We start from the raw sequence: 21855 nt of genomic DNA on the forward strand, positions 1-21855 counted from the left end.
GCTTTCGCTCGACCCCCGGAGTTGGCGGACCAGCAGGACAGAGGAGGCGAAGTGAACGAGATCAGCGCACTGACCACCGAGGAGGCCAATCCGCATACCGCCGCACTCGACGCCATGTCGGTCGAGGACATGCTGGGCATCATGAACGCCGAGGACGCGGGCGTGGCCACCGCGGTGGCACAGGCGCTGCCGCAGATCGCGCAGGCCGTGCACCGGATCGTCGCGGCCCGCGCGCAGGGCGGCCGTTTGGTCTACATCGGGGCGGGCACCAGCGGCAGGCTCGGCGTGCTCGACGCGGTGGAATGCCCGCCGACCTTCGGCACCGACCCCGGTGAGGTGCTCGGCCTGATGGCCGGTGGCACCCAGGCGTTCACCCGGGCGATCGAAGGCGCCGAGGACGATCCGGAACGCGGCAGGCAGGATCTGTCGGCCATCGCGCTCACCGCGCGCGATGTCGTCGTCGCGCTCGCCGCCAGCGGCCGCACGCCGTACGCGATCGGCGCGCTGCGCTACGGCAGGCAGCTCGGTGCGACGACCGTCGCGGTCTCCTGCAACCGCGGCGCCGAACTCAGCGCGCACGCCGACATCGGCATCGAAATCGACACGGGCCCCGAGGTTTTGACCGGATCGACGCGGCTGAAGGCGGGCACCGCGCAGAAGATGGTCTGCAACATGCTCTCGACCGCGACCATGGTCAAGTCCGGCAAGGTCTACGGCAACCTCATGGTGGACGTGCGGCCGACCAACGCCAAGCTGGTCGACCGGGCCTGCCGGATCGTCGCCGACGCCACCGGCGCCGACCTCGCCACCGCCGCCGCGCTGCTCGACGACGCGGGCGGACACCCGAAGACCGCGATCGTCATGCGGCTGGCCGGTGTCGACGCGGACGCGGCCCGCGCCCTGCTCGCCGGTGCGGGCGGATTCGTCCGGGCCGCGGTCGGCGACAACGGCTAAGAATTACGTAGGTGCCGCGCCGGAATTCCGGCGCGGCGCCCTTCGTTTACGAGCCGGTCGAACCCAGGGCAACCTTTTTCATCGTGAATGTGCCCAGATCGGTGTGTCGTTTGTCGGTGCCCGTACTGGTCACCGCGGCCACGAAACTACTCGGCTTGCCACCGTCACAGATCAGCCCGGAAATGGTGGCGTGCACCGTGCTGCCGTCGCCGATCAACTGCGTGCCGCTCCACCCGGTGAGCACATTCTTCGCGTCGACCACGAATTGTCCTAGATAGACCACGGGTTCCGCGCCCGCCCTGGTGTATTTCGTTTCCACGAAGTTGATCAGCCCACCGAATCCGCCGACCAGGGTATCGTCCTCACCGCCCTTCCACGCGCCGTCGTACGCGCTGCGGTCCGCCACCGAAGCACAGGTCGCGGCGTGTGCGACGGGCGCGACACCGGTCAAGACCCCGGCACCGAGCAGCCCCGCGCACAGCAGCACGACACCGTCAACCACCCACCTGGACATCCCCCTGGCAATACCTGGTCGCACAGTTTCGCATCCCTTCGATTTCGGTAGCCGACACCATCGACCAGCCAGTATCGCAAGGGAAATACGATTACTTCGCGCGGGCACGCGGAGGAAATTCCGGTATTGCCGTGCCGCGTCAGGAATCCGGGGTGGAATTCGTCCGGCGGGCGCGGGCGCGGCGTTTACCCTCGTGCATTGCCTGGACCCGGGCGATCGGGATGGTGTGGCCCTCGACGATGAGATCGGCGGGCAGGGATTGGGGCGCGGGCATTTCTTCGGCCCATGGGTCGCGGTCGCCGAGTTGCGCGACGGCATTGCGCACGGTGAAATCCTGCGGGGTGATCTGCTCGAGGTCCGACCAGGCGAGCGGGAAGGACACCGTAGTTCCCGGCCGGATGCGCGGGCTGTAGGCGGCGACGACGGTCGCGCCGCCGGCCCGGGTGGAGTCGAGGAATACCCGCCCGCCCCGGTCCTCCCGGATGAACGCGGTGGTCGCCAACGCCGGATCGATCCGCTCGGCGCGGGCGGCGATGGCCCGGGTCGCCGCCGCGACGTCGTCGATGGCAAGCCCCGGCGCCAGCGGCACGAAGACGTGCACCCCTTTGGCGCCACTGGTTTTCACCGCACCGGCGAGCCCGTCGTTGCCGAGGGCTTCGCGGATCAGCTGTGCGGCGCGCACCGCCTGCCCGAACGGCTGCTCCGGCGCGGGATCGATGTCGAGCACCAGGTGGGTCGGCCCCCTGTCGTGCTCGGCGGGCAGCAATGTCGTGTGGTACTCGATGGCGCGCTGGTTGCCGAACCACACCAGCGTGCGGACGTCATCGGCCAGCGCGTAGGTGACCTCGCGCCGCGAGCTCTCGGCCCACATCGTCACCCGGTGCATCCACCCCGGGGTGTACTTGGGCAGATTCTTTTGCATGAACGGGTCCTGCCCCGGCCGCACCCGAAGCACCGACAGCGGCCGGTCCCGCAGCTGGCGCACCATCCGTTCACCGACCGCCGCCAGGTAGTCGATCAGATCGCGCTTGGTCGCCTCGGCGCCGTCGAAGAGCGGTTTGTCGAGGTTGGTCAGCGTAATCCCCGCACGGACCTCCGCACTGCCCATCGGCCAACCATGCCCGTCGCACGCACCGGGGTCAACCCGGATGCTTCCCGGTCTGTACCGCAGCGAACGCGTCCGCCACGGTGCGGGCCTGCTGCCGTTCCCGCCCGCTCAGCGCAGGGTGACCGAGGTGGGCAAGGACGCGAAGCCGCGGTTGTTCGACGCGTGGATGCGGCGCACGCCGGCCGGGTCGATCTCGTACTCGGCGACCTTGCCCGCGATCTCGGTCAGCGCGACGCGCAGCTCCAGCTGGCCGAGGTTGGCGCCGAGGCAGTGGTGCCTGCCGCTGCCGAAGACCAGGGCGTCGCTGGTGTCGCGGTCCAGATCGAACGTGTCCGGCGCGGGGAAAACGTCCGGGTCACGGTTGGCCGAGCCGAGCAGCAGCAGCATCCGCGCGCCCGCGGGCACCTTGGTGTCGTGCAGGTCGAATTCCTCGGTGGCGGTGCGCAACACGGTCTGGGTGGCCGGGTCATAGCGCATCCCCTCGGCGATCCAGTCGTCGATGCGCCCGTCGAAGGCCTTGCGCCGCTGGTCCGGATGCCGCCACGCGGCGTGCCAGAGGTTGCCGAGGGTGAGCATGGTGGTCTCGATGCCCGCACCGATGAGCAGGATGAGCACACCGACGATCTCCTCCGGGGTGAGCCGGTCGGTGCCGTCGGCCGCGTCGAGCAGGCCGGAGAGCAGATCGTCGCGCCGGTCCTTGCTGCGTTCGATGGTCAGTTCGGTGTAGTAGCCGATGAGGGTGCCGATCGCCTGGATCGCCTCGGGCCGCAGGTCGGTGGACTGCTCGTCGGAATACATGATCTCCATGCCGAGCTTGCGCAGCATCTCGCGGTCGCGCTCGGGCACGCCGACCAGCTCGGCGACCACCTCCGTCGGGTACGGGCCGGCGAACTCGGCGATCAGATCGAATTCACCGCGCTCGAGCAGCGGCGCCAGCAGCCCGCGAGCGATCTCGCGCAGCCGCGGTTCCAGCGCCTGTACCCGGTGCTGGGTGAACGCCCGGACCACCAGCCCGCGCATGCGGGTGTGCCGGGGCGGGTCCATCGCGACGAAGGAGAACATCTGCTCGGCCTGCGGCCCCCAGAACGCGGGCTCCATCCGGATGGCACCGTTGGCGCTCGAGAATCGATCCGAATCCCGCAGCGCGGCAAGAATATCCGCGTGCCGGGAGAGCGCCCAGAAGTCGTCGGTCTCGTTCCGGTAGACCGGCGCCTCGGCGCGCAGCCTGGCGTAGGCCGGATACGGGTCCTCGTGGACGGCGAAGTCGTACGGGCTGTAGTGCAGTGGCATGATGGAGCCTCCCGGGGCGGCACGATGTCACCCTCGCTACTGGTTCGCAACTCGAGCTGACATGATGACCATAGTCGAGATGAATTGAGGGCGTTGTGGACTCGGAATCGACGGCGGCGAGAATCGATATCTCGAAGCCGCATCCGGCGCGTCGGTACGACTACTGGCTCGGCGGCAAGGACAACTTCCCGGCCGACCGCGAGTCCGCCGACATGGTCGCGCAGGCCTTTCCTACCATCCGGCTGGCCGCGCTGGAGAACCGCAATTTCCTGCGTCGCGCGGTCGGCTACCTGGCCGATGCCGGCGTCCGGCAGTTCCTCGACATCGGCGCGGGCCTGCCCACCGCGGGCAACGTGCACGAGATCGCGCAGGGCATCGCCCCCGAGTCCCGCATCGTCTACGTGGACAACGACCCGATCGTGCTCGTGCACGCCCGTGCGCTGCTGAACAGCTCTCCCGAGGGCGCGACCGCCTACCTCGACGCCGACATCCGCGACCCCGACCGCATCCTGACCCACCCCGACCTGCGACGGGTGCTCGACATGGACCAGCCGGTCGCCCTGATGCTGGTGGCCATCATGCACTTCATGACCGACGACGACGGCCCCTACGAGCTGGTCGGCAAGCTGTGTTCGGCGCTGCCCTCCGGCAGCTACCTGGTGATGACGCACGCGACCAGCGACCATCTCTCCCCCGACGAGCTCGCCGAGACCAACGCGGCCAACAAGCGCAGCGGCGTCCCGTTCCGCCTGCGCACCAGCGAGGAGTTCGCCCGCTTCTTCACCGACCTCGAGCTCGTCGCGCCCGGTATCGCGTCGGTGACCGCGTGGCGGCCAGAGGAGTACCGGCCGCACCCGAGGGCCGAGGCGGTCTCCATGCTCAGCGCGGTCGCCCGCATCCCCTGACCCGCGCGCCGGGGCCCGAAACCCTTGTGCGCTCGGCATTCCCGCTCCTGATCGACCGACCGGACGCGGGCGGCGACCGGCGCACGCGGTACCGTCCTCGCCATGACGCCACCACCGTCCGGACAGCAGTTCTCCATCGGCCACGGCGAGCAGCGGGCGGTGATCGTCGAGGTCGGCGGGGGCATTCGGCAGTTCCGGGTGGGCGATCGTGACGTGCTCGAGCCCTACCACGTCGCGGCGATGCCGGACGGCGGCCGCGGCGCGGCGCTGATCCCGTGGCCGAACCGGCTGGCCGACGGCAAGTACCGCTTCGACGGCGTCGACCACCAACTCGCGCTGTCCGAACCGGCCAAGCAGAACGCGATCCACGGGTTGCTGCGCTGGCGGCCCTGGTGCGCGACCGAGCACAAGCAGGACGAGGTCACCATGCGGACCACGCTGCATCCGCGCAAGGGCTATCCGTTCCACCTCGACGTCGCGATCCGCTACGCGCTCTCCGACGCGGGCCTGACGGTGACCACCACGGCGACCAATCTCGGCGACACTGCGGCGCCGTACGGCTGCGGCCACCACCCGTACCTTTCGCCGGGTACCGGACCGATCGATGCGGCCGTGCTGCGCTTCGACGCCGCGACCCGGATCATCGGCGACCCCGACCGGCAGTTGCCGATCGGCACCGAATCGGTCCGCGGCACCCCGTTCGACTTCGCCGCGGCGAAACCGCTCGGCACGGTCTCGATCGATCACCCGTTCACCGATCTGGCGCGCGCGGACGACGGGCGGGCCTGGGTCCGGCTGACCGGCGCCGACGCGGCGGTCGCCGAATTGTGGGTCGACGACTCCTATCCGGTGATCCAGCTGTTCACCGGGGACACGCTGGCGCCGGCACGGCGCAGGACGGGGCTGGCCGTGGAGCCGATGACGTGCCCGCCCAACGCTTTTCAGAGCGGCGACCGGCTCATCCGGCTGGCCCCCGGCGCTACCGTCGCGACCCGATGGGGCGCACGACTGACCCGGGCCTGACCGCGGCCCGCGTGGGCACCGCGCGTTCAGCTCTCGACGAACGCGGCGAGACCGCGCGGTCGGCAACGGGTAGCCTCGACGGGGCCCGCGCCGGGCGGAGGCACCGTGCGCACCGCGCCCACGAGGATGGTCTCTGTGAAGTACGTGCCCCGCGTTGCCCTGTTCCTGGCGATCCCCGCCGTGCTGTTCCTGCTGCCGTGGTGGACGCTGGTCGCCGCGCCGACCACCGGCGCCGGGCCGCTGTTCTGGCTCGGCACCGCGGTGTTCGGGCTCGGCTTCGCCGTCCTGCCCGCGTCGATGCTTCTCGGTCACGGCCCCGCGCAATCGGATGCCGCCTCGATCGTGGGCGACACCCTGCTCGGCGTGATGTGGGTGGTGTTCAGTTGGTCGGTGCTCGGCAATGTCGCGGGCCTGGCGCTGGCCGCGGGCGGGGTGCAGGATCCGGCGCGCTCGCGCGGGGTCGCGCTCGGCGTGTTCGTGATCGCGGCGGCGCTGGTCGCGTGGGGTGTGTACGAGGCGCGCCGGGTACCGCGGGTGCGCACGGTCGAGGTGCCGATCCGCGGCCTCGGGCCGGGGCTCGACGGGTTGCGCCTGGTGGTCGTCACCGACACGCACTTCGCCGCGCTCGATCGGCTGCGCTGGTCGGAGCGGGTGGTCGAGGTCGTCAACGCGCAGCGCCCCGATATCGCCTGCCACGCCGGCGATCTCGCGGACGGTTCGGTCGCGAAGCGGCACCCGCAGGTCGATCCGCTCGGCAAGGTGGACGCGCCGCTCGGCCGGTTCTACATCACCGGCAACCACGAATACTTCGGCGACGCGCAGGGCTGGATCGAGCACATGACCTCGATCGGCTGGCAGCCCCTGCACAACCAGCACGAGACGGTGACCCGCGGCGGCGACCGGCTGGTGATCGCGGGCATCGACGACCCGACCGGTGTCGGCCTGCCCGGGCACGGCCCGGATCTGGCCACCGCGCTGGCCGGCGCGGATCGCGAGCTGCCGGTGGTGCTGCTCGCCCATCAGCCCAAGCAGATCACCGACACCGCGGCGGCGGGCATCGATCTGCAGATCTCCGGCCACACCCACGGCGGCCAGATCTGGCCGTTCCACTACCTGGTCCGGTTGGATCAGCCGGTGGTCGCGGGTCTGACCAGGCATGGCGAGAAGACCCAGCTCTACACCAGTCGCGGCACCGGATTCTGGGGTCCGCAGCTGCGCGTGTTCGCCCCAAGCGAGATCACCGTGCTGGTGCTGCGCGCCGCCGCGACCGCCGGATAGCCGCGGCCGCCGCCCCCGCCGCGAAGATCCGCGATACCGCGCCAAGATCGGTTTCGCGGCCTAAACTCCTCCCACCACCGCAGTCCTCGGCAGGTTCGGTGAGTTGGGTTGCGGGGTATCGCGTTTCAGGAGGCAAGAATGGGCAGGTCGCTACGCACCCTCACCGCCGCCGGTGTGCTCGTGCTGACTGTCGGTGCGTGCGGTAGTCCGCCCGCCGAACAGGACAGCGCCGGTGCTCCCGGTGCCAAGGACTTCAAGGCGTGCATGGTCTCGGACTCCGGCAAATTCGACGACAAGTCGTTCAACCAGACCTCCTTCAAAGGCGTCTCCGACGCGGTCGCCGAACTCGGCATCTCGAAGGCGCAGCTGGAATCCAAATCCGACAACGACTACCCGACCAACATCAACACGATGGTCCGGCAGAAGTGCGACATCATCGTCACGATCGGGTTCAAGCAGGGCGATGCGACCTACGCCGCCGCGAAGGCCAATCCGGACATCGATTTCGCGATCGTGGACTACGCCTACACCGATACGCAGAAGAACCCGCCGCTGCCCAACCTGCAGGGCCTGACCTTCAACGCGGCCCAACCGGCGTTCCTGGCGGGCTATCTGGCCGCGGCGCAGACCAAGACCGGCAAGGTCGGCACCTTCGGCGGCATCAACATCCCCACCGTGGCGATCTTCATGGACGGCTTCGCCGAGGGCGTCGCGCACTACAACAAGGTGAAGAACAAGCAGGTGCAATTGCTCGGCTGGGACGAGGCGACCCAGCAGGGCGTGATCACCAACGACTTCCAGGACAAGAACATCGGCAAGACCAAGGCCAACGATCTGATCAGCCAGGGCGCCGACATCGTGCTGCCGGTGGCCGGTCCGGCCGGTCTCGGCGCGCTCGAGGCGGCGCATTCCTCGGGCGGCAAGGTACTGGCGATCTGGGTCGACACCGATGGGTGCGTCAGCGCCGCCGAGTACTGTTCCTCGCTGCTCACCAGCGTCGAGAAGGCGATGGACGTCGCGGTGCAGAAGGCGATCACCGACGCGTTCCACCAGCGGTTCACCAACCAGGCCTACGTCGGCACGCTGGCCAACAAGGGCGTCGGCCTCGCCCCGTACCACGAGTTCGACGCCACCATTCCCGCCGAACTCAAGAGCGAGATCACCGCGCTGTCCGAGGACATCGCGAGCGGAAAGATCACGCTGGCATCGAAGGCACAGCCCGCAGCCAAGTGAGCCGCGGCCGTCACAACGGGGAGCGATATGCGGCTCGAATTACGCGGTCTCACCAAAAGATTCGGTTCACCCTTACCCACCCCGCCGACTGCGTCGGCTGCCGTCCCCCTGGTGGCCAACGACCACATCGACCTCGTGGTCGAGCCCGGTGAGATCCACTGCCTGCTCGGGGAGAACGGCGCGGGCAAGAGCACGCTGATGAACATGCTCTACGGCCTGCTGCAGCCGGACGAGGGCGAGATCCTGCTGGACGGCGAGGCCGTGGTCTTCTCGTCCCCCAGCGACGCGATCGACGCCGGGATCGGCATGGTGCATCAGCACTTCATGCTCGTTCCGGTGTTCACCGTCGCGGAGAACATCATCCTCGGCCGGGAGCCGACCAAGGGCCCCGCGGTGCTCGACCGCGCGGCCGCCCGGCGGCAGGTGCGCGAACTGTCCGAGCGCTACGGGTTTCCGGTGCGACCGGACGCGCTGGTCGCCGATCTCTCGGTCGGCGAGCAGCAGCGGGTGGAGATCCTGAAGGCGCTGGCCAACAACGTCGAGGTCTTGATTCTCGACGAGCCGACCGCGGTGCTCACCCCGCAGGAGATCGACGAGCTGATCGAGGTGCTGCGCGCCATCGCGGCCGAGGGCACCTCGATCATCTTCATCACGCACAAGCTGAAAGAGGTCACCAGGATCGCCGACCGGATCACCGTCATCCGGCGCGGCAAGGTGGTCGGCACGGTCGAACCCGGCACTGCCGAAACCGATCTCGCGGAACTGATGGTCGGCCGATCGGTGGAGTTGGTGGTCGCCAAGTCACCCGCCGCGCCGACCGGGCCCACCCTGGTCGTCGACGGGCTGTCCGTGCTCGACGCGGCGGGCTCTGTCGTGGTCGACGACGTGTCGTTCCAGGCGGACGGGGGCGAGATCGTCGGCATCGCCGGCGTGGTCGGCAACGGTCAGTCCGAATTGGTCAGCGCGCTGCTCGGGCTGCGCACCCCGGCGGCGGGCACCGTGACCGTCGGCGGCTGGCAGGTGACCGGGCGCTCCCCGCGCAGGCACCTGGCGGCCGGGATCGGCTATGTCCCCGAGGATCGTTCGCACGACGGGGTCATCGGCACGTTCAGTGTCGCCGAGAACCTGGTGCTCGATCTGATCGACCGCCCGGAGTTCTCCCGGCACGGCGTGCTCTCCATCGCCGCGGTGAAACGCAACGCAGCCAAGCGGATCGAGGAGTTCGACATCCGCACCGCAACCATCGCCGATCCGGTGCGCACGCTCTCTGGCGGCAACCAGCAGAAGGTAGTACTGGCCAGGGAGTTGTCCCGGCCGCTCGAGGTGCTGATCGCCGGTCAGCCGACCCGCGGCCTCGACGTCGGGTCGATCGAGTTCGTGCACAAACGCATTGTCCGCGAACGGGATCAGGGCACCGCGGTGCTGATCGTCTCGACCGAGCTGGACGAGATCTACGCGCTCTCCGACCGCATCATCGTCATGTATCGGGGCCGCATCGTCGGCATCGTCGGCCCCGACACCCCGCGCGATCGACTCGGCCTGATGATGACGGGCGCCGCACCGGAGGTCGACGCATGAAGGCGGCGCCCACCGGCCGGACGGCGAGCCGCGCCTGGGTCCGCGAGGTGATCGTCAGCGCGCTGGCGCTGGTGCTCGCGCTGGCCGTCGGCGCGGTGCTGATCATCGTCAGCGATCCGAACGTGACCGCCGCACTGGGCTATTTCTTCGCGCGACCGATGGATACGGTGTCGGCGTCGGGCACCGCGGTCGGCGAGGCGTACCGGGCGCTGTTCCTCGGGGCGTTCGGCGGCACCCATCAGATCGCCGAAACCCTCGTCGCCGCAACGCCGTTGATCTGCACCGGGCTCGCGGTCACGCTGGCGTTCCGTACCGGCCTGTTCAACATCGGGGCGCAGGGGCAGCTCATCGCCGGGGCGTTGTTCGCCGGCTGGGTCGGCTTCGCGCTGCATCTGCCGCCGGTGCTGCACGTGGTGGTCGCACTGCTCGCGGGGGTCGCGGGCGGCGCGCTGTGGGGCGGTCTGGCCGGGCTGCTGAAGGCGCGCACCGGCGCGCACGAGGTGATCACCACGATCATGGGCAACTACGTCGCGCTCTACGCGCTCACCTGGTTGCTCACCACATCGACGTTGCAGCGCCCCGGGCGCAACGAGCCGATCAGCCCGGTGGTCGACGAGACCGCGCAGTTGCCCCGCTTCGGCGACACCAGACTGCATCTCGGCCTGCTCGTCGCGCTCGGCGCGGCCGCGCTGGTGTGGTGGCTGCTGTCGCGATCGACGCTCGGCTTCCGCCTGCGGGCCGTCGGCGCCAATCACGACGCCGCACGCACCGCGGGGATGAGCGTCGGCAAGGCCTATACCCTCGCGATGCTCATCGCGGGCGGCCTGGCCGGGCTCGCCGGAGCGCAACAGGTGCTCGGCACCGCGCTGCCGCTGACCAACGGCATCGCCGGATCGTTCGGCTTCGACGGCATCACCGTCGCGCTGCTCGGGCGCGGCAGTCCGATCGGGACTGTCTACGCCGCACTGCTGTTCGGCGCGCTGAACGCGGGCGGCAACGAGATGCAGGCCGCGACCGGTACCCCGCTCACCCTGGTCACCGTGCTGCAGGCGGTGATCGTCGTGCTGGTGGCGGCGCCCGCGGTGGTGCGCAGCGTGTTCCGGATCAAGGCCGAGCGCGCGGACGCCGTCCTCGCGAAAGGGTGGAACTGATGGTGACAACCGCGTCCGAGACCACCGCGACCGCGCTGGAATCACCGGAGAAACGCAATCGCCGACTGCGCCTCGGCATACTGCTGCTGGTGCTCGCGCTCACCGCGGTGGCACTGGCGCTGTACACGCGCTCGGGCATCGTCGACTTTCGTTTGGCCGCACCGGAGGCCGCGGGGCCTTCGGATATCGAGGTGCCCGCCAAACCGACGGCCCTGGTGCTGTCGGTGCTCGCGCTCGCCATCGCGGTCGCGCAGCTGTGGCGCGGTTTGTCCGGGCGCTGGGCGGCCCTGGCGTTCACCGTGTTCGGCTTCGCGTTCGTGGTGACGTTCGTCTGCTGGGCGGCCTCGGGCAAGATCTTTCCGCTCACCAATCAGATCCAGGGCACGCTGGCGCTGTCCACCCCGCTGATCCTCGGCGCGCTGGCCGGCGTGCTGTGTGAGCGCGCGGGCGTCATCAATATCGCCATCGAGGGTCAGCTGCTTGCGGGCGCGTTCGCCGCCGCGACCATCGCCACGGTCAGCGGCAGCTTCGTCGTCGGCGCGGTGGCCGCCGTGCTGGCCGGGGTGTTCGTCGCCTGGCTGCTCGCGGTGTTCTCGATCCGCTACCTGGTCAATCAGATCGTGCTCGGCGTGGTGCTGGTGGTGTTCGCCACTGGCATCACCGGCTTCCTGTTCGATCAGCTCGGCGATCTGTCGAACGGACCGGCGCGGTTCAACAACCCGGGTACCTTGCAGCCCATCGCGATTCCGGTGCTGTCCGCCATTCCGATCATCGGTCCGACCGTGTTCGACCAGACCGCGCTGGTGTACGCGATGGTCGTCGCGGTCGTGCTGATCGGCTACGTGCTGTACCGGACGCGCTGGGGGCTGCGGGTCCGGGCGGTCGGCGAGCACCCGCGCGCCGCCGCCACCGTGGGGATCAAGGTGCTGCGCGTCCGGTATCAGGCCGTGCTGCTCGCGGGCGCGGTGGCCGGCCTCGGCGGCGCCTACTTCACCATCGGCTCGACCGGCGGTTTCACCAAAGAGATGACCGCGGGCAACGGCTTCATCGCGCTCGCCGCGGTGATCATGGGCCGCTGGCATCCGATCGGCGCGACCTGCGCCGCACTGTTTTTCGGCTTCACCAAGGCGTTGCAGGGACAGCTGCAGGTGCTCGCGACGCCCATCCCGACCGAGGTGCTGCAGATGACGCCGTATCTGCTCACGGTGATCGCCGTGGCGGGTGCGGTCGGGCAGGTGCGGCCGCCGAAGGCCGACGGCGAGCCCTACATTCCGGGCTGATCAGCGGCCGAACAGCACCGACGGCACCGCGACGGCGGCAGCCGGCTTCGGCATGCGCCCGCTACCTCAGTTCCCGGTCAAGGCAGGGAGATCCCTGCATTACCGCCCTGTTTGAATCCGAGTTCTTCCTACAGGTAGTCTCCGGCAGCAAGTTTTCAGCAGCCGTAAATTCGGACAAAACGGACTTAAAAACTAAAAAGGACAAATGGCAACGGGCGGTGACACGTCACCGTTCAGTAAGCGAACACGAACTGTCGTGTTGCCATCGATTTACCCTTTGATGGCGTACTCTTGGCCAGCCGGTGACCGCCCGCCCGATCGCGCAGGACCCGGCTCCACGATCTCCGGAAAACGCGCAGTTCAACACGTTTCACGAAAGAAGAAGAGGCCCCGCCGGAATGGCGTCGGGTCCTTCTTCTGTGCACTTGCATTACAACGCGTTTGGTAACCAGAGGATATCTAGAACGCTTTTCAAGATCACCGGAATGCAAGATCAAAAACCTTGGTACGCAAGCAGGTTGAGATGTGTATGCTGTGGATCAATCACGACCCCCACTACAAGGTGGGCCGATGGACGAAGGCGGTGTCTGTGTGGACGTGAATAGGCTCCAGATACGGCGTTCGGCCATTGTCGCGATCGCTCTGGGTGTGCTGGCATTGGCCATAACCGGGATGATCGATCGACTACTGCTCGGCACATTCATCTGCGCCGGATTGTTCGTCGGTTGGCTGAACGCGCAGCTCACTCTCTGGGCCATCACCCGAATAGCCAACTCGACCGCACCGAGTAAGCAGCGCCTGGTAGGTTCTTCCGCCGTGCGACTGCTCGGCATCACGGCCGTAGCGATCCTGGTGGCTTTCCTCGCGCGCCCCAATGGCGTCGGGATCTTCTTCGGCCTGGCCCTCTTTCAAGTCGCCCTGGTCTTCAATACCGTTGTGCCTGAATTGAAAGGGCTCCGCCAAACGCCATGACGATCTCAGCCATTTCGTTTACCCAGATGGCCTCGAGCGTCACCTTGCTCGCCGAAGAGGCTCCCGCCGGTGAAGAACCGAAGATCAAGGTCGGCCACCACGCCGTGGCCCATGTCTTCGGCATGGACTTCAACGTCGACACCATCGTGTCCACGTCGGTCGCGGCGATCATCGTGCTCGTGCTCGCGTTCCTCCTGCGCCTGAAGCTGACCTCCGGCGTGCCGAACGGCGTGCAACTGTTCTTCGAGGCCGTCACGATCCAGATGCGCGGCCAGGTGGAAAGCGCCATCGGCATGAAGGTGGCGCCGTTCGCGCTGCCGCTGGCCGTGACCCTGTTCGTCTTCATCTTGTTGTCGAACTGGTTGTCCGTACTGCCGGTCCAGGTCGGCGACGGCGAATTGATCGCGCCACCCGCCTCCGACGTCAACTTCGTCTACGCGCTCGCGCTGTTCGTCTTCGTCGCCTATCAGTCGGCGGGTATCGCGCGCCGCGGTCCGTTCGGTCACGCCAAGCAGTTGTTGAAGGGCCATACCGGCTGGGGACCGATGGTGTTCATCAACATCATCGAGGAAGTGGCCAAGCCGCTCTCGCTCTCGTTGCGACTGTTCGGAAACATGTTCGCCGGCGGCGTCATGCTCTCGGTGATCACGCTGTTCCCCTTCTGGATCAGCTGGGGCCCCAACGCCGTCTGGAAGCTGTTCGATTTGTTCGTCGGCGCCATTCAAGCGTTTATCTTCTCGCTGCTGACCGTGCTGTATTTCAGTCAGTCGATGTCCCTCGAGCACGAAAATCACTGATCGGCAAGCGCCGAATCATACGCACACATCCGAGAATAGGAAGCAGAACATGGCAGACCCAACCACCGCGTCCATCGTCCAGGGCGCGCTCATCGGCGGCGGCATCATCATGGCGGGCGGCGCCATCGGTGCGGGTATCGGTGACGGCCTCGCCGGTGCCGCGCTGATCAATGGCGTCACGCGTCAGCCCGAGGCCGAAGGCCGGTTGCGCGGTATCTTCTTCCTGACCGTCGGTCTGGTCGAGGCGGCGTACTTCATCAATCTAGCCTTCATGGCTCTCTTCGTATTCGCGACTCCCGGCAAGTAACCGGGCATGTCTCCGAGAACAGATGTGGTGGCCGAGGGGAACTTCCTCATCCCCAATGGCACCTTCTTCGTCGAGCTGCTGATCTTTCTGATCGTGCTCGGAGTCATCTGGTTCTTCGTCGTTCCGCCGATCCGCAAGGTATTGGCGGAACGCGAAGAGCGCGTTGCCGAGACCTTGACGAGGACCAAGGAGGCTCGGCAGCTGTTCGCCGAGGCCGAGGCCAAACATCAGGCGGCGCTGGAAAAGGCGCGGACCGAGGCGGCCGCGATCCGGAATCAGGCGCGCGCCGAGGGCCGCGCCATTCTCGAACAGATGCGCGGCGAGGCGCAGCAGGAGGCCAACGCGATCGTCGCGGAGGCCGAGGCGCAACTGCGGGCACAGGCCGATCAGGTCGCCGCGGACTTGCGTGAGGCTGTCGAGCCGCTGGCCCAATCACTGGCCACCCGCATGGTCGGCGTCAACGATCGGCGCGCCGGCACCGGCCACGGCCATCAGACAGGACGGGCGTCGTCATGACCTACCGCAGCACCGACATCCTCGCCGAGGGCATCTATCAGATCAAGTTCGAATGGCCGGTCTTCGTCAGCCAGCTGTTCGGCTTCGTGGTTATCGTCTGGGTCATCGTCAAATACGTTGTGCCGCCGGTCAAACGGATGATGGCCAAGTCACAGGACACGATCCGCAAGCAGCTGGAGGAGAACCAGGAGGCCGCGGATCGGCTGACCAAGGCCAAAGAGGTCTACGACAACGGCATGGCCGACGCGCGCGCCGAACTCGCCCAGCTGGTCGAGGACGCGCACGCCGACGCCGAGGCCATCGTCGTGCAGATGCGCGAGGCCGCGGCCGCCGAGGTCGAGCGGGTGCGCAAGCAGGGACGCGACCAGATCGAGCTGGCCCGTAGGCAACTGATCCGCGACCTGAAAGACGACTTCACCGAACTGGTGCTGGTCCGCACGACCGAAGACGTCCGCGAACAGGTCCGCTCGCCCGAGATCAAGGCGGATGCGGTCGAGAAGTTCCTGGACGAGCTCGAAACCATGGCGAACGCGGGCGCCGAACTCCGGGCCCGCAGCCAATCACAGTGGAACTGATTGCTTTTCAGGTGAACTGAGCCCTGCCCCACAGGCAGGGCCCTCACTGTTTCTCCGATGTCGCTGTCCCCCGCGGGATTTCGCCCACGGCGAAGTGCGCACGGGCCGGTATACCCGATAGTCTGACGCTGTTCGAATCACAGCTTGTCGGATCGGAGTCGGCACAATGACGGAGGCAACTGGGGCGGCGGAGCAGACCGCCGATGCGGTGCCCACCCTGTACGAATGGGCCGGGGGCACTGCGGCTTTCGAGTCGCTGACCGAGGTCTTCTATCGACAGGTGCTGCAGGACGACCTGATCGGGCCGCTGTTTCGCGGCATGGATCCAGGGCATCCGAAGTACGTCGCGATGTGGCTCGCCGAGGTATTCGGCGGCCCGGAAACCTACAGCACCGAGCGCGGCGGCTACGCGCACATGGTCCGCCAGCATCTGGGCAGGGCGATCACCGAACCGCAGCGGCGGCGCTGGGTGAATCTGCTGATGGACGCCGCCGACGAGGTCGGGCTGCCCGACGACCCGGAGTTCCGCGCCGCCTTCGCCTCCTACATCGAATGGGGCACCCGGCTGGCCCACGCCAACTCGCAGCCGGACGCCACCCCGCCGCTGGAAGCGCCTATGCCGCACTGGGGTTGGGGCGTCGCGCCGCCCTATCGCCCGTAGGCATCGGCCGGTCCCGCCGCCGCGGGTGGCGGCGGGAAGTAGTCCTTGAACAGGATCTCGCCCACCTTGGTCACGGTCTTGCGGCCGACCTGGTAGCCGTTCTCGATCACCCGGGTGTTGTTCATGATCGCGACGGTGAACTGCTCCCGGGGACCGACGAAGCCCACCGAGTTCATCAGCCAGGAGCCGTCGTCGTTGTCGTCGGCCCAGCCGTTCTTGTTGCCGGGCAACGCGTCCGCACCCGCACCCCACACGCCCCACTGCTGGTTGGTGTCCTCGGAATCGCTGCCGTCGACCGAGCGCATCTCGCGCACGAGGTAGGCCCGATCGCGGGCGGGCAGATTCTCCAGCGCGTAATTCATCAGGCGTTCGAGGTCGTTCGCGGTGACCATCATCCATCCCCACGAGTCGGGGTGGCCCGGGGAGAAGCTGAACTCCGTCATGCCGAAGGAACGGAACCGTGGCGCGAACACCCGCTCACCGCCGTATCGCTCCCACAGCGTGGTGGCGGCGTCGTTGTCGCTGCTGTGCAGCATGCGGTGCATCAGCTCGCGATCGTCGGCACTCAGCGTCACGGTGCCCGCGTCGGCGCGCAGCAGCAGATCGACCACCATCGCCAGCTTCGGCGTCGAACACGCCGAAATCGGCGTCGCCGCATCGGCATTGCGCCACACCGCGCCGGTGCGCCGATCCCGGACGACGATCGCGGTGAAGCCGGGCCGCTGCGCGACGTAGGCCTCGGCCTGCGCGATCCGCGCGGTGAAGGCCGGATCGAAGCCGAGCGGGGCGCCGATGTCCGGCGGCGACGGCGGGGCAGGCCGCTCGGGTTGCGGCGGATCGTAGAGCAGGGCCGCGGCGAACACCGACGCGACGATCAGCACGCCGGACGTCACTATGGGAAACCGTCTCCTGACCAACCGCACGCGTTCATCCCTCGCTTCATATCGCAAAGGTCCTGCTCGGCGCTCTGCATCTTGCCCAGCCCGCGCCACGCGGGCAACCCGACACCCGGCACCGGCGCCGATTGATTGCCTGGCCCACCCGCGCGCCGCCCCGAGACCTGGGGGCACTATTTTTGAGGTGGACGAACATGTGTGAAACTTTGTAACAGCATTCGGGCGGCCGCCGATCTCCAGATGTCTCCCGAGCGCGCGGGAGTGGAGGCTTGCGCGCACTGACCCGGAACCGGGGCAGCGGAAGCACGCCATGATCCACCAACCGATTTCGGGGGTTTCGAATGAACGTCAAATCGTGGGGTTTCGCCGCACTGGCCGCGAGCGTGGTGCTCGGCGCGACCGGCTGTACCGACTCGAGCCCGGCGCCCCAGGCCACCAGAACGCCGATCCCGTCGCAAGCACCGTCGGCACCGGGCGGGACCACGCAGGCCTCCGCCGACCACAAGCCGCCCGCCGAACCGGCCGCGCCACAGCCGAGTCCGCCGCCTGCACCGGCACCGGCGCCGGCGCCGAACGATGCACCGCCCGCGGCCGATCCGCCCGCCTCGGATCAGGGGCCCAACGGCAGCGGGAACGGCCTGTGCTTCGACTCCGGTTCCGATCTCGCCCGCTCCGCGGTCGCCGGGCTGGCGCCCAACAAAGAGGGCTACCCGTGGGTGATCCGGGAGGCGAGCAGCGATCCGATCGCCGCGGGCTGCGCCGGCGTGCTGTCCTGGATGCTGGTGGACTGGAACGGCAGCCACCCCGGCTACCACGTCCTGTTCTTCACCAACGGCGCCTACCTCGGCACCGCGACCTCGAAGTACTACGGCTACACCACGGTGCTCGGCAAGACCAGGAACACGGTGTCGGTGCAGTACCGCTGGGTGAAACCACAGGACGCGCTGTGCTGCCCCTCCGGCGGCCCGAACGTGGTGACCTACACGCTGACCGACAACACGGTCCGGGCCAAGGGCGAATTCCCGCCGGATCCGGACAAATAGACCGAGCCACGAGTCCGGCCGACTGCCCCCGACCGGACTCCACCGGGCGTCGGTGCCCGCGCGGCCCGCTGAGCACGCCGCGCACCGACCCACCCGCGAAGCCCCTGTGCCTCCCCCTGCTCCGAAGCACGGGGGCTTCGTCTTGTCGCTGCCTTACGACTCAGCGGGCCAGGGCCGCAACCGCTTTCGGCGCTGCCAGCCATTCGCGAAGGTTGTTGCGCACCTTCGTGCGGCGGCGGCAGACGCAGCCCGCGGTGACGCCGTCGGCATCGATCCCCGCCGCGCGGCACAGGGCGACGGCCCGCGGCACGTGCCGGTACTGGGTGACCACGAGCGCCCGGTCTATGCCGAACAACCGCCTGGCCCGCTCCCCCGTCGCCCTGGTCGACAACCCGGCGCCGTCGGTGCGCACGACCGCGGGATCGACCCCGTGGTCCACTAGATACCTTGTCATCGAGGCGATTTCGTCACCAGACGTGCCCGACGCGTCGCCGGAGACCAGGATCTCGCGCACCGTGCCCGCGCGCAGCAGTTCGATCGCGACGTCCAGCCGCCCGCGTAGATACGGCATGGGCGTGCCGTCCGGGGCGACCTTCGCGCCCGGCACGATCACCACGGGCGCGCCGGGTGCCGTCGCCGCGTCGAACCGATGCCCGGCCGAGAGCCGCCACAGCCGGAGGTTCGCACCGGCCACCACGACCATCAGACCCGTCGCGGTCGCGGCCAGCAGACCGGATGCCCGCCATGACTGCACGCCGACCGCCCGCTTCGCATCACCCGGCACCGTCATCTCTTTCCGTCGACCTCCGCGCGCCCCGCATCCACACGGCGACCATCGTAGTGTCGTGCCCGCCGCACCGAGCCCGCGCTACCGTGCCGCCGGTTGCCCGCGAGCCACCTCGGCACACCGGTGGGAACCCACAGGTGCCGCGCTGCGCCGCTAGGCGATCCGCGCGTTGCTGCCCAGATCGCCCTCGAGCAGGGCAACGCCGAGGGTGGTGAGTTCGTGGCGCATGGCATTGCGGTGCCGCCAGCTCTCGATCAGCCCGGCCTCGCGCAGGATCGACGCGTGCTCGCTCGCCGTGGCGGGCGAAACCCCCAGGCTGCGTGCGAGTTCGGTGGTACTGCACCCTTCGGCGATGACCTGCAGCGCGGCCGCCCTGGTGCGGCCGAGCAACGCGGTGAGCGCTTCGTTAGTGCCGCGCGGTCCCCATGCGGCGGCGAAGTCGCCGATATTCCGCAATACCGGAACGACCAGCATCATCGGCGCCGCCTCGTCGACAGTGGAGTGCAGGGTGATCGGCTCGGGCCAGGCGAACAGCGACGGCACGATGAGCAGCCCGCGTCCGCCGAGATGCTCGTCGTGGCAATGCTTCGCGCGCAGCACCTCGAGCACCGGCGCACGCCAGCGCGCGTGCGGCATGAGCCCGGACAGCAGTCGTTCCACGCCCTCGGCCGCCATCGTGCGGGCCATCCGCTCGGCGGCGACCTCCAGGTAGGTCTGGATGTGCGTCCAGCGACCGGCGAAGGCCACCGAGTGGAACGCCTCGACGGCGCTCGCGACGCTCTGCCTGGTGCCGCTGTCGCGTTCGAAGAGTTCGGCGGTCCAGGCGGGCAGCGGGGACTCGCCGCCGATCGCACGGCGACGCACCACGGTCTCCACCTCGTTGCGCAACTCCACGCGGGAGGCCAGATGCAGCGCCTCGACGCCGCCGGACATCGTGCGCGCGCCGCGGGTCGGCGTGATCAGATCGAGGAAGTTCTCGTCGGCGGGGAAGATCTCGGCGATCCTGCCGAAATCGGCCGGGATCGCGGCGCTGACCTGCTGCCGCCAGCCGGCGTAGACGGCGACGTTCGAGCGTTGCAAGGCCCGAGTGGCAAGCATCGTCTCGCCGAGGGCGCCGAGCGGGGCCCCGATCCTGATCCGGATGAGATCCTCGGGCGTGAAGATGATCCGCTTCATGGGCGACTACCTCGTTTCGCTCGATCCGCCGCGGGACTCATCGAACCCCTTGCCACCGCACGGCCATGAAGGGATCGACTCCCTCCCACAGTTCCTCGCTGGTGGCCGGACGAGGCACGTCCCGGCGCGCCGGCTCGCCCCTGCGCGACCACATGATCTGCCACCGCCGCCTGCCCCGATTCCACTCCGTCGCCACCCCGTCCGCGCACCGCGCCACCACCAGCGCGACCTCGCCACCGCCGGGCGCCGCTACATCCTTCATCATCGCTGCACTCCTCATAGTTACTGCTCGGCAGCCTATGAAGCAGAGGGGAGGCGCCGCATCATGTTTCGGCCCAGGCCGAAACACCCCACGAATTCGGGGCTCAGGGCGCAGACGCGGCGATCAGCGCTTGTGCGCGATGTCGTACCACTGGTGCGGCACCGACCAATCCCACTCGTCGGTACCGAATTCGACCGGCTCCCCGGCGCGGGCCGCCTCGATCCGCTCGGCTTCGATGAAGCAGCGCACCGACCCGCCGACGCAGGCGCCGTACAAGAGCAAACCCCGGACGATATGCCGCCGGAACACCTGCCACGAGATGCGCCTGTGCATCGGTACCTCCTCGCCGAAGGTGCTTGCGGTACTACGGATTCCGAGCCTGAACCACCGCGCTGAGCAGGCTGGATCCAGTCACGATACCTCCGAGGTCGGCGATTTCGGACCGAAATCGGAACCGAATCCGGACGAACCGCAACGGTGGACCCGCAGCCCCGATGTCTCGGAAAAGATGCGGGCCCGGCGTCTTCCGACACCGGGCCCGCGTCCAGGCTCACGCGTGGGTGCGCACCGGTTCGCCGCGATAGCGCGACCGCGGACCATCGATCCGCAGTGCCCGCCAAGCCAGCTTGGCCACCGGATTCATCAGCCCGATCTCCTCGGCCAGCATCCTGGCCTCACCGAAGAAGTCACGCCGCCGGGCCCTGGCCTCGGCACTGCGCCAGAACAGTTCGCGCCGAATGCCCTTCGGGATGTCGAACTCGCGGAACAGCGAGCGCGGCGGTTTCACGATCAGGTCGCAGGCGATGAACATGATGACCGGGTAGGCCAGCGAGAGGGTCGCCCGCTGCACCGGATGCTGCCGCGGCACCCGGTGGCGCAGGTATTCGTGCGCGAAGGCGATGTGGCGGGCCTCCTCGGCGATGTGGATCCGCATCACGTCGCGCAAGATCGGATGCACGTCCTCGCCCGCGCGCAGCACCTGCTTCTGCACGTGGTCGATCGGTTCCTCACCGGCGAGCACCGCGACGAAGAAGGTGGTCGGGAAGAAGCGGCCGAGCAGCGGCACCAGCGGGCCGAGCACCCGCATGATCGAGCCCATGCCCGGCACGTCCGCGCCGATCCGGTTGACCATCTCCTGGAACATCTGTGTGTGGTTGACCTCCTCGGCGACCTCGTGATTGAGGTAGCGGAACTCGGCCGAACCGTTGGGCACCTTGGCGAACAGATAGTTCATCACGCCGCCGATCAGCAGCTGCTCGAACTGCAAGCCGACCTTCGCGACATTGGCCTGCCGCCACATGCCGATCTCGATCTTGCGGCTTTCCGGCAGGGCGAGATACCAGGGATGCGCACCGAGCGGATCGGTGGCGGGCGGGAGGATCCAGCGCGGGTCGTTCGAGATCACCGCCCATTCGGCGGACTCCCAGTCGATCTCGGTATACGGATCGAAGTGGCGATTGACCGAGCCTTCGGACAGCGTGGTCAGGATCGCGGTGTACTCGCCCTTTGCCGCGGTGCGAGACGGCGCCGTTGCCGACTGTGTTGCCAT

At 68.3% G+C, this 21855-nt stretch carries 24 protein-coding genes; 15 read left to right on the plus strand and 9 right to left on the minus strand.

Annotated features, from left to right (window positions below):
• The first annotated feature begins 51 nt into the window (after nucleotides 1–51).
• Nucleotides 52–954 carry an N-acetylmuramic acid 6-phosphate etherase gene (gene murQ, locus F5X71_RS26985; protein WP_167464533.1) on the plus strand — a complete coding sequence of 301 codons (903 nt, stop codon included), beginning with the start codon at nucleotides 52–54 and terminating at the stop codon, nucleotides 952–954.
• Between the two features lie 46 nt (nucleotides 955–1000).
• Here the strand turns inward: murQ and F5X71_RS26990 are convergent, their stop codons facing one another.
• The 3 genes from F5X71_RS26990 to F5X71_RS27000 form a co-directional block, all read right to left on the minus strand.
• On the minus strand, nucleotides 1001–1468 hold the full coding sequence (locus F5X71_RS26990; protein ID WP_167464534.1) for a hypothetical protein: 468 nt from the start codon (nucleotides 1466–1468) through the stop codon (nucleotides 1001–1003).
• 139 nt (nucleotides 1469–1607) lie between these two features.
• A complete protein-coding gene (locus F5X71_RS26995; RefSeq protein ID WP_167464535.1) occupies nucleotides 1608–2576 on the minus strand; it encodes a DNA polymerase domain-containing protein in 969 nt (322 codons plus the stop codon).
• 108 nt (nucleotides 2577–2684) lie between these two features.
• The gene (locus F5X71_RS27000; protein WP_167464536.1) at nucleotides 2685–3866 is read right to left on the minus strand and encodes a cytochrome P450; all 1182 of its coding nucleotides are present in this window, start codon (nucleotides 3864–3866) and stop codon (nucleotides 2685–2687) included.
• Nucleotides 3867–3961: 95 nt separating this feature from the next.
• On the opposite strand from F5X71_RS27000, the gene F5X71_RS27005 reads away from it, so the two are divergent.
• The 13 genes from F5X71_RS27005 to F5X71_RS27065 all read left to right on the plus strand — a co-directional run bounded on the left by F5X71_RS27005 (nucleotide 3962) and on the right by F5X71_RS27065 (nucleotide 16142).
• Nucleotides 3962–4771: an SAM-dependent methyltransferase gene (locus tag F5X71_RS27005; protein ID WP_167464537.1), complete on the plus strand. Its 810-nt coding sequence runs from the start codon at nucleotides 3962–3964 to the stop codon at nucleotides 4769–4771.
• A 102-nt stretch (nucleotides 4772–4873) separates the two neighbouring features.
• A complete protein-coding gene (locus F5X71_RS27010; protein ID WP_167464538.1) occupies nucleotides 4874–5794 on the plus strand; it encodes an aldose 1-epimerase family protein in 921 nt (306 codons plus the stop codon).
• Between the two features lie 135 nt (nucleotides 5795–5929).
• Nucleotides 5930–7072: a metallophosphoesterase gene (locus tag F5X71_RS27015; protein WP_203218216.1), complete on the plus strand. Its 1143-nt coding sequence runs from the start codon at nucleotides 5930–5932 to the stop codon at nucleotides 7070–7072.
• A gap of 138 nt (nucleotides 7073–7210) precedes the next feature.
• Nucleotides 7211–8305, plus strand: coding sequence for a BMP family lipoprotein (locus tag F5X71_RS27020; protein ID WP_167464539.1), 1095 nt, complete (start codon nucleotides 7211–7213; stop codon nucleotides 8303–8305).
• 111 nt (nucleotides 8306–8416) lie between these two features.
• A complete protein-coding gene (locus tag F5X71_RS27025) occupies nucleotides 8417–9883 on the plus strand; it encodes an ABC transporter ATP-binding protein (protein ID WP_238815492.1) in 1467 nt (488 codons plus the stop codon).
• Nucleotides 9880–11034: an ABC transporter permease gene (locus F5X71_RS27030; RefSeq protein ID WP_167464541.1), complete on the plus strand. Its 1155-nt coding sequence runs from the start codon at nucleotides 9880–9882 to the stop codon at nucleotides 11032–11034. Before F5X71_RS27025 ends, F5X71_RS27030 begins: the two co-directional genes overlap by 4 nt.
• Nucleotides 11034–12314, plus strand: a complete 1281-nt coding sequence (locus F5X71_RS27035) for an ABC transporter permease (RefSeq protein WP_238815493.1) — start codon at nucleotides 11034–11036, stop codon at nucleotides 12312–12314. Before F5X71_RS27030 ends, F5X71_RS27035 begins: the two co-directional genes overlap by 1 nt.
• Before the next feature lie 570 nt (nucleotides 12315–12884).
• Entirely contained in the window at nucleotides 12885–13286 is a 402-nt protein-coding gene (locus F5X71_RS27040; protein ID WP_167464543.1) for a hypothetical protein, read from the plus strand.
• Between the two features lie 26 nt (nucleotides 13287–13312).
• Nucleotides 13313–14083: a F0F1 ATP synthase subunit A gene (gene atpB, locus F5X71_RS27045; protein WP_167464544.1), complete on the plus strand. Its 771-nt coding sequence runs from the start codon at nucleotides 13313–13315 to the stop codon at nucleotides 14081–14083.
• Between the two features lie 49 nt (nucleotides 14084–14132).
• Entirely contained in the window at nucleotides 14133–14390 is a 258-nt protein-coding gene (locus F5X71_RS27050) for a F0F1 ATP synthase subunit C (RefSeq protein ID WP_014987379.1), read from the plus strand.
• Between the two features lie 6 nt (nucleotides 14391–14396).
• On the plus strand, nucleotides 14397–14906 hold the full coding sequence (locus F5X71_RS27055; RefSeq protein WP_167464545.1) for a F0F1 ATP synthase subunit B: 510 nt from the start codon (nucleotides 14397–14399) through the stop codon (nucleotides 14904–14906).
• Nucleotides 14903–15481, plus strand: a complete 579-nt coding sequence (locus F5X71_RS27060) for a hypothetical protein (RefSeq protein ID WP_167464546.1) — start codon at nucleotides 14903–14905, stop codon at nucleotides 15479–15481. Before F5X71_RS27055 ends, F5X71_RS27060 begins: the two co-directional genes overlap by 4 nt.
• A gap of 166 nt (nucleotides 15482–15647) precedes the next feature.
• Nucleotides 15648–16142: a group II truncated hemoglobin gene (locus F5X71_RS27065; RefSeq protein WP_167464547.1), complete on the plus strand. Its 495-nt coding sequence runs from the start codon at nucleotides 15648–15650 to the stop codon at nucleotides 16140–16142.
• Here the strand turns inward: F5X71_RS27065 and F5X71_RS27070 are convergent.
• On the minus strand, nucleotides 16130–17035 hold the full coding sequence (locus tag F5X71_RS27070; RefSeq protein WP_174817146.1) for a tat pathway signal sequence: 906 nt from the start codon (nucleotides 17033–17035) through the stop codon (nucleotides 16130–16132). The two genes, F5X71_RS27065 and F5X71_RS27070, sit on opposite strands and share 13 nt — an antisense overlap.
• 344 nt (nucleotides 17036–17379) lie before the next feature.
• Here F5X71_RS27070 and F5X71_RS37190 point away from each other — a divergent pair, with 344 nt between their 5' ends.
• Nucleotides 17380–18081: an LppP/LprE family lipoprotein gene (locus tag F5X71_RS37190; protein ID WP_238815494.1), complete on the plus strand. Its 702-nt coding sequence runs from the start codon at nucleotides 17380–17382 to the stop codon at nucleotides 18079–18081.
• A 160-nt stretch (nucleotides 18082–18241) separates the two neighbouring features.
• Here F5X71_RS37190 and F5X71_RS27080 read toward each other — a convergent pair whose 3' ends face one another.
• The 5 genes from F5X71_RS27080 to F5X71_RS27100 all read right to left on the minus strand — a co-directional run bounded on the left by F5X71_RS27080 (nucleotide 18242) and on the right by F5X71_RS27100 (nucleotide 21855).
• Nucleotides 18242–18865, minus strand: a complete 624-nt coding sequence (locus tag F5X71_RS27080) for a SanA/YdcF family protein (protein WP_167464548.1) — start codon at nucleotides 18863–18865, stop codon at nucleotides 18242–18244.
• Nucleotides 18866–19021: 156 nt separating this feature from the next.
• Nucleotides 19022–20044, minus strand: a complete 1023-nt coding sequence (locus tag F5X71_RS27085; protein ID WP_167464549.1) for an ArsR/SmtB family transcription factor — start codon at nucleotides 20042–20044, stop codon at nucleotides 19022–19024.
• A gap of 37 nt (nucleotides 20045–20081) precedes the next feature.
• Nucleotides 20082–20309 carry a hypothetical protein gene (locus tag F5X71_RS27090; RefSeq protein ID WP_167464550.1) on the minus strand — a complete coding sequence of 76 codons (228 nt, stop codon included), beginning with the start codon at nucleotides 20307–20309 and terminating at the stop codon, nucleotides 20082–20084.
• Nucleotides 20310–20429: 120 nt separating this feature from the next.
• On the minus strand, nucleotides 20430–20639 hold the full coding sequence (locus F5X71_RS27095; protein WP_167464551.1) for a hypothetical protein: 210 nt from the start codon (nucleotides 20637–20639) through the stop codon (nucleotides 20430–20432).
• A 217-nt stretch (nucleotides 20640–20856) separates the two neighbouring features.
• The gene (locus F5X71_RS27100; protein WP_167464552.1) at nucleotides 20857–21855 is read right to left on the minus strand and encodes an AurF N-oxygenase family protein; all 999 of its coding nucleotides are present in this window, start codon (nucleotides 21853–21855) and stop codon (nucleotides 20857–20859) included.

The sequence above is a fragment of the Nocardia brasiliensis genome, from assembly GCF_011801125.1.
Lineage (GTDB): Bacteria > Actinomycetota > Actinomycetes > Mycobacteriales > Mycobacteriaceae > Nocardia > Nocardia brasiliensis_C.

Excerpts from the sequence above, each read along its gene's own strand:
- F5X71_RS26990 (WP_167464534.1), bottom strand. The coding sequence starts at position 1,468 with ATGTCCAGGTGGGTGGTTGACGGTGTCGTGCTGCTGTGCGCGGGGCTG.
- F5X71_RS26995 (WP_167464535.1), bottom strand. The coding sequence starts at position 2,576 with ATGGGCAGTGCGGAGGTCCGTGCGGGGATTACGCTGACCAACCTCGAC.
- F5X71_RS27000 (WP_167464536.1), bottom strand. The coding sequence starts at position 3,866 with ATGCCACTGCACTACAGCCCGTACGACTTCGCCGTCCACGAGGACCCG.
- F5X71_RS27010 (WP_167464538.1), top strand. The coding sequence starts at position 4,874 with ATGACGCCACCACCGTCCGGACAGCAGTTCTCCATCGGCCACGGCGAG.
- F5X71_RS27020 (WP_167464539.1), top strand. The coding sequence starts at position 7,211 with ATGGGCAGGTCGCTACGCACCCTCACCGCCGCCGGTGTGCTCGTGCTG.
- F5X71_RS27030 (WP_167464541.1), top strand. The coding sequence starts at position 9,880 with ATGAAGGCGGCGCCCACCGGCCGGACGGCGAGCCGCGCCTGGGTCCGC.
- F5X71_RS27035 (WP_238815493.1), top strand. The coding sequence starts at position 11,034 with ATGGTGACAACCGCGTCCGAGACCACCGCGACCGCGCTGGAATCACCG.
- F5X71_RS27040 (WP_167464543.1), top strand. The coding sequence starts at position 12,885 with ATGGACGAAGGCGGTGTCTGTGTGGACGTGAATAGGCTCCAGATACGG.
- atpB (WP_167464544.1), top strand. The coding sequence starts at position 13,313 with ATGGCCTCGAGCGTCACCTTGCTCGCCGAAGAGGCTCCCGCCGGTGAA.
- F5X71_RS27050 (WP_014987379.1), top strand. The coding sequence starts at position 14,133 with ATGGCAGACCCAACCACCGCGTCCATCGTCCAGGGCGCGCTCATCGGC.
- F5X71_RS27055 (WP_167464545.1), top strand. The coding sequence starts at position 14,397 with ATGTCTCCGAGAACAGATGTGGTGGCCGAGGGGAACTTCCTCATCCCC.
- F5X71_RS27060 (WP_167464546.1), top strand. The coding sequence starts at position 14,903 with ATGACCTACCGCAGCACCGACATCCTCGCCGAGGGCATCTATCAGATC.
- F5X71_RS27065 (WP_167464547.1), top strand. The coding sequence starts at position 15,648 with ATGACGGAGGCAACTGGGGCGGCGGAGCAGACCGCCGATGCGGTGCCC.
- F5X71_RS37190 (WP_238815494.1), top strand. The coding sequence starts at position 17,380 with ATGAACGTCAAATCGTGGGGTTTCGCCGCACTGGCCGCGAGCGTGGTG.
- F5X71_RS27085 (WP_167464549.1), bottom strand. The coding sequence starts at position 20,044 with ATGAAGCGGATCATCTTCACGCCCGAGGATCTCATCCGGATCAGGATC.
- F5X71_RS27090 (WP_167464550.1), bottom strand. The coding sequence starts at position 20,309 with ATGATGAAGGATGTAGCGGCGCCCGGCGGTGGCGAGGTCGCGCTGGTG.
- F5X71_RS27095 (WP_167464551.1), bottom strand. The coding sequence starts at position 20,639 with ATGCACAGGCGCATCTCGTGGCAGGTGTTCCGGCGGCATATCGTCCGG.
- F5X71_RS27100 (WP_167464552.1), bottom strand. The coding sequence starts at position 21,855 with ATGGCAACACAGTCGGCAACGGCGCCGTCTCGCACCGCGGCAAAGGGC.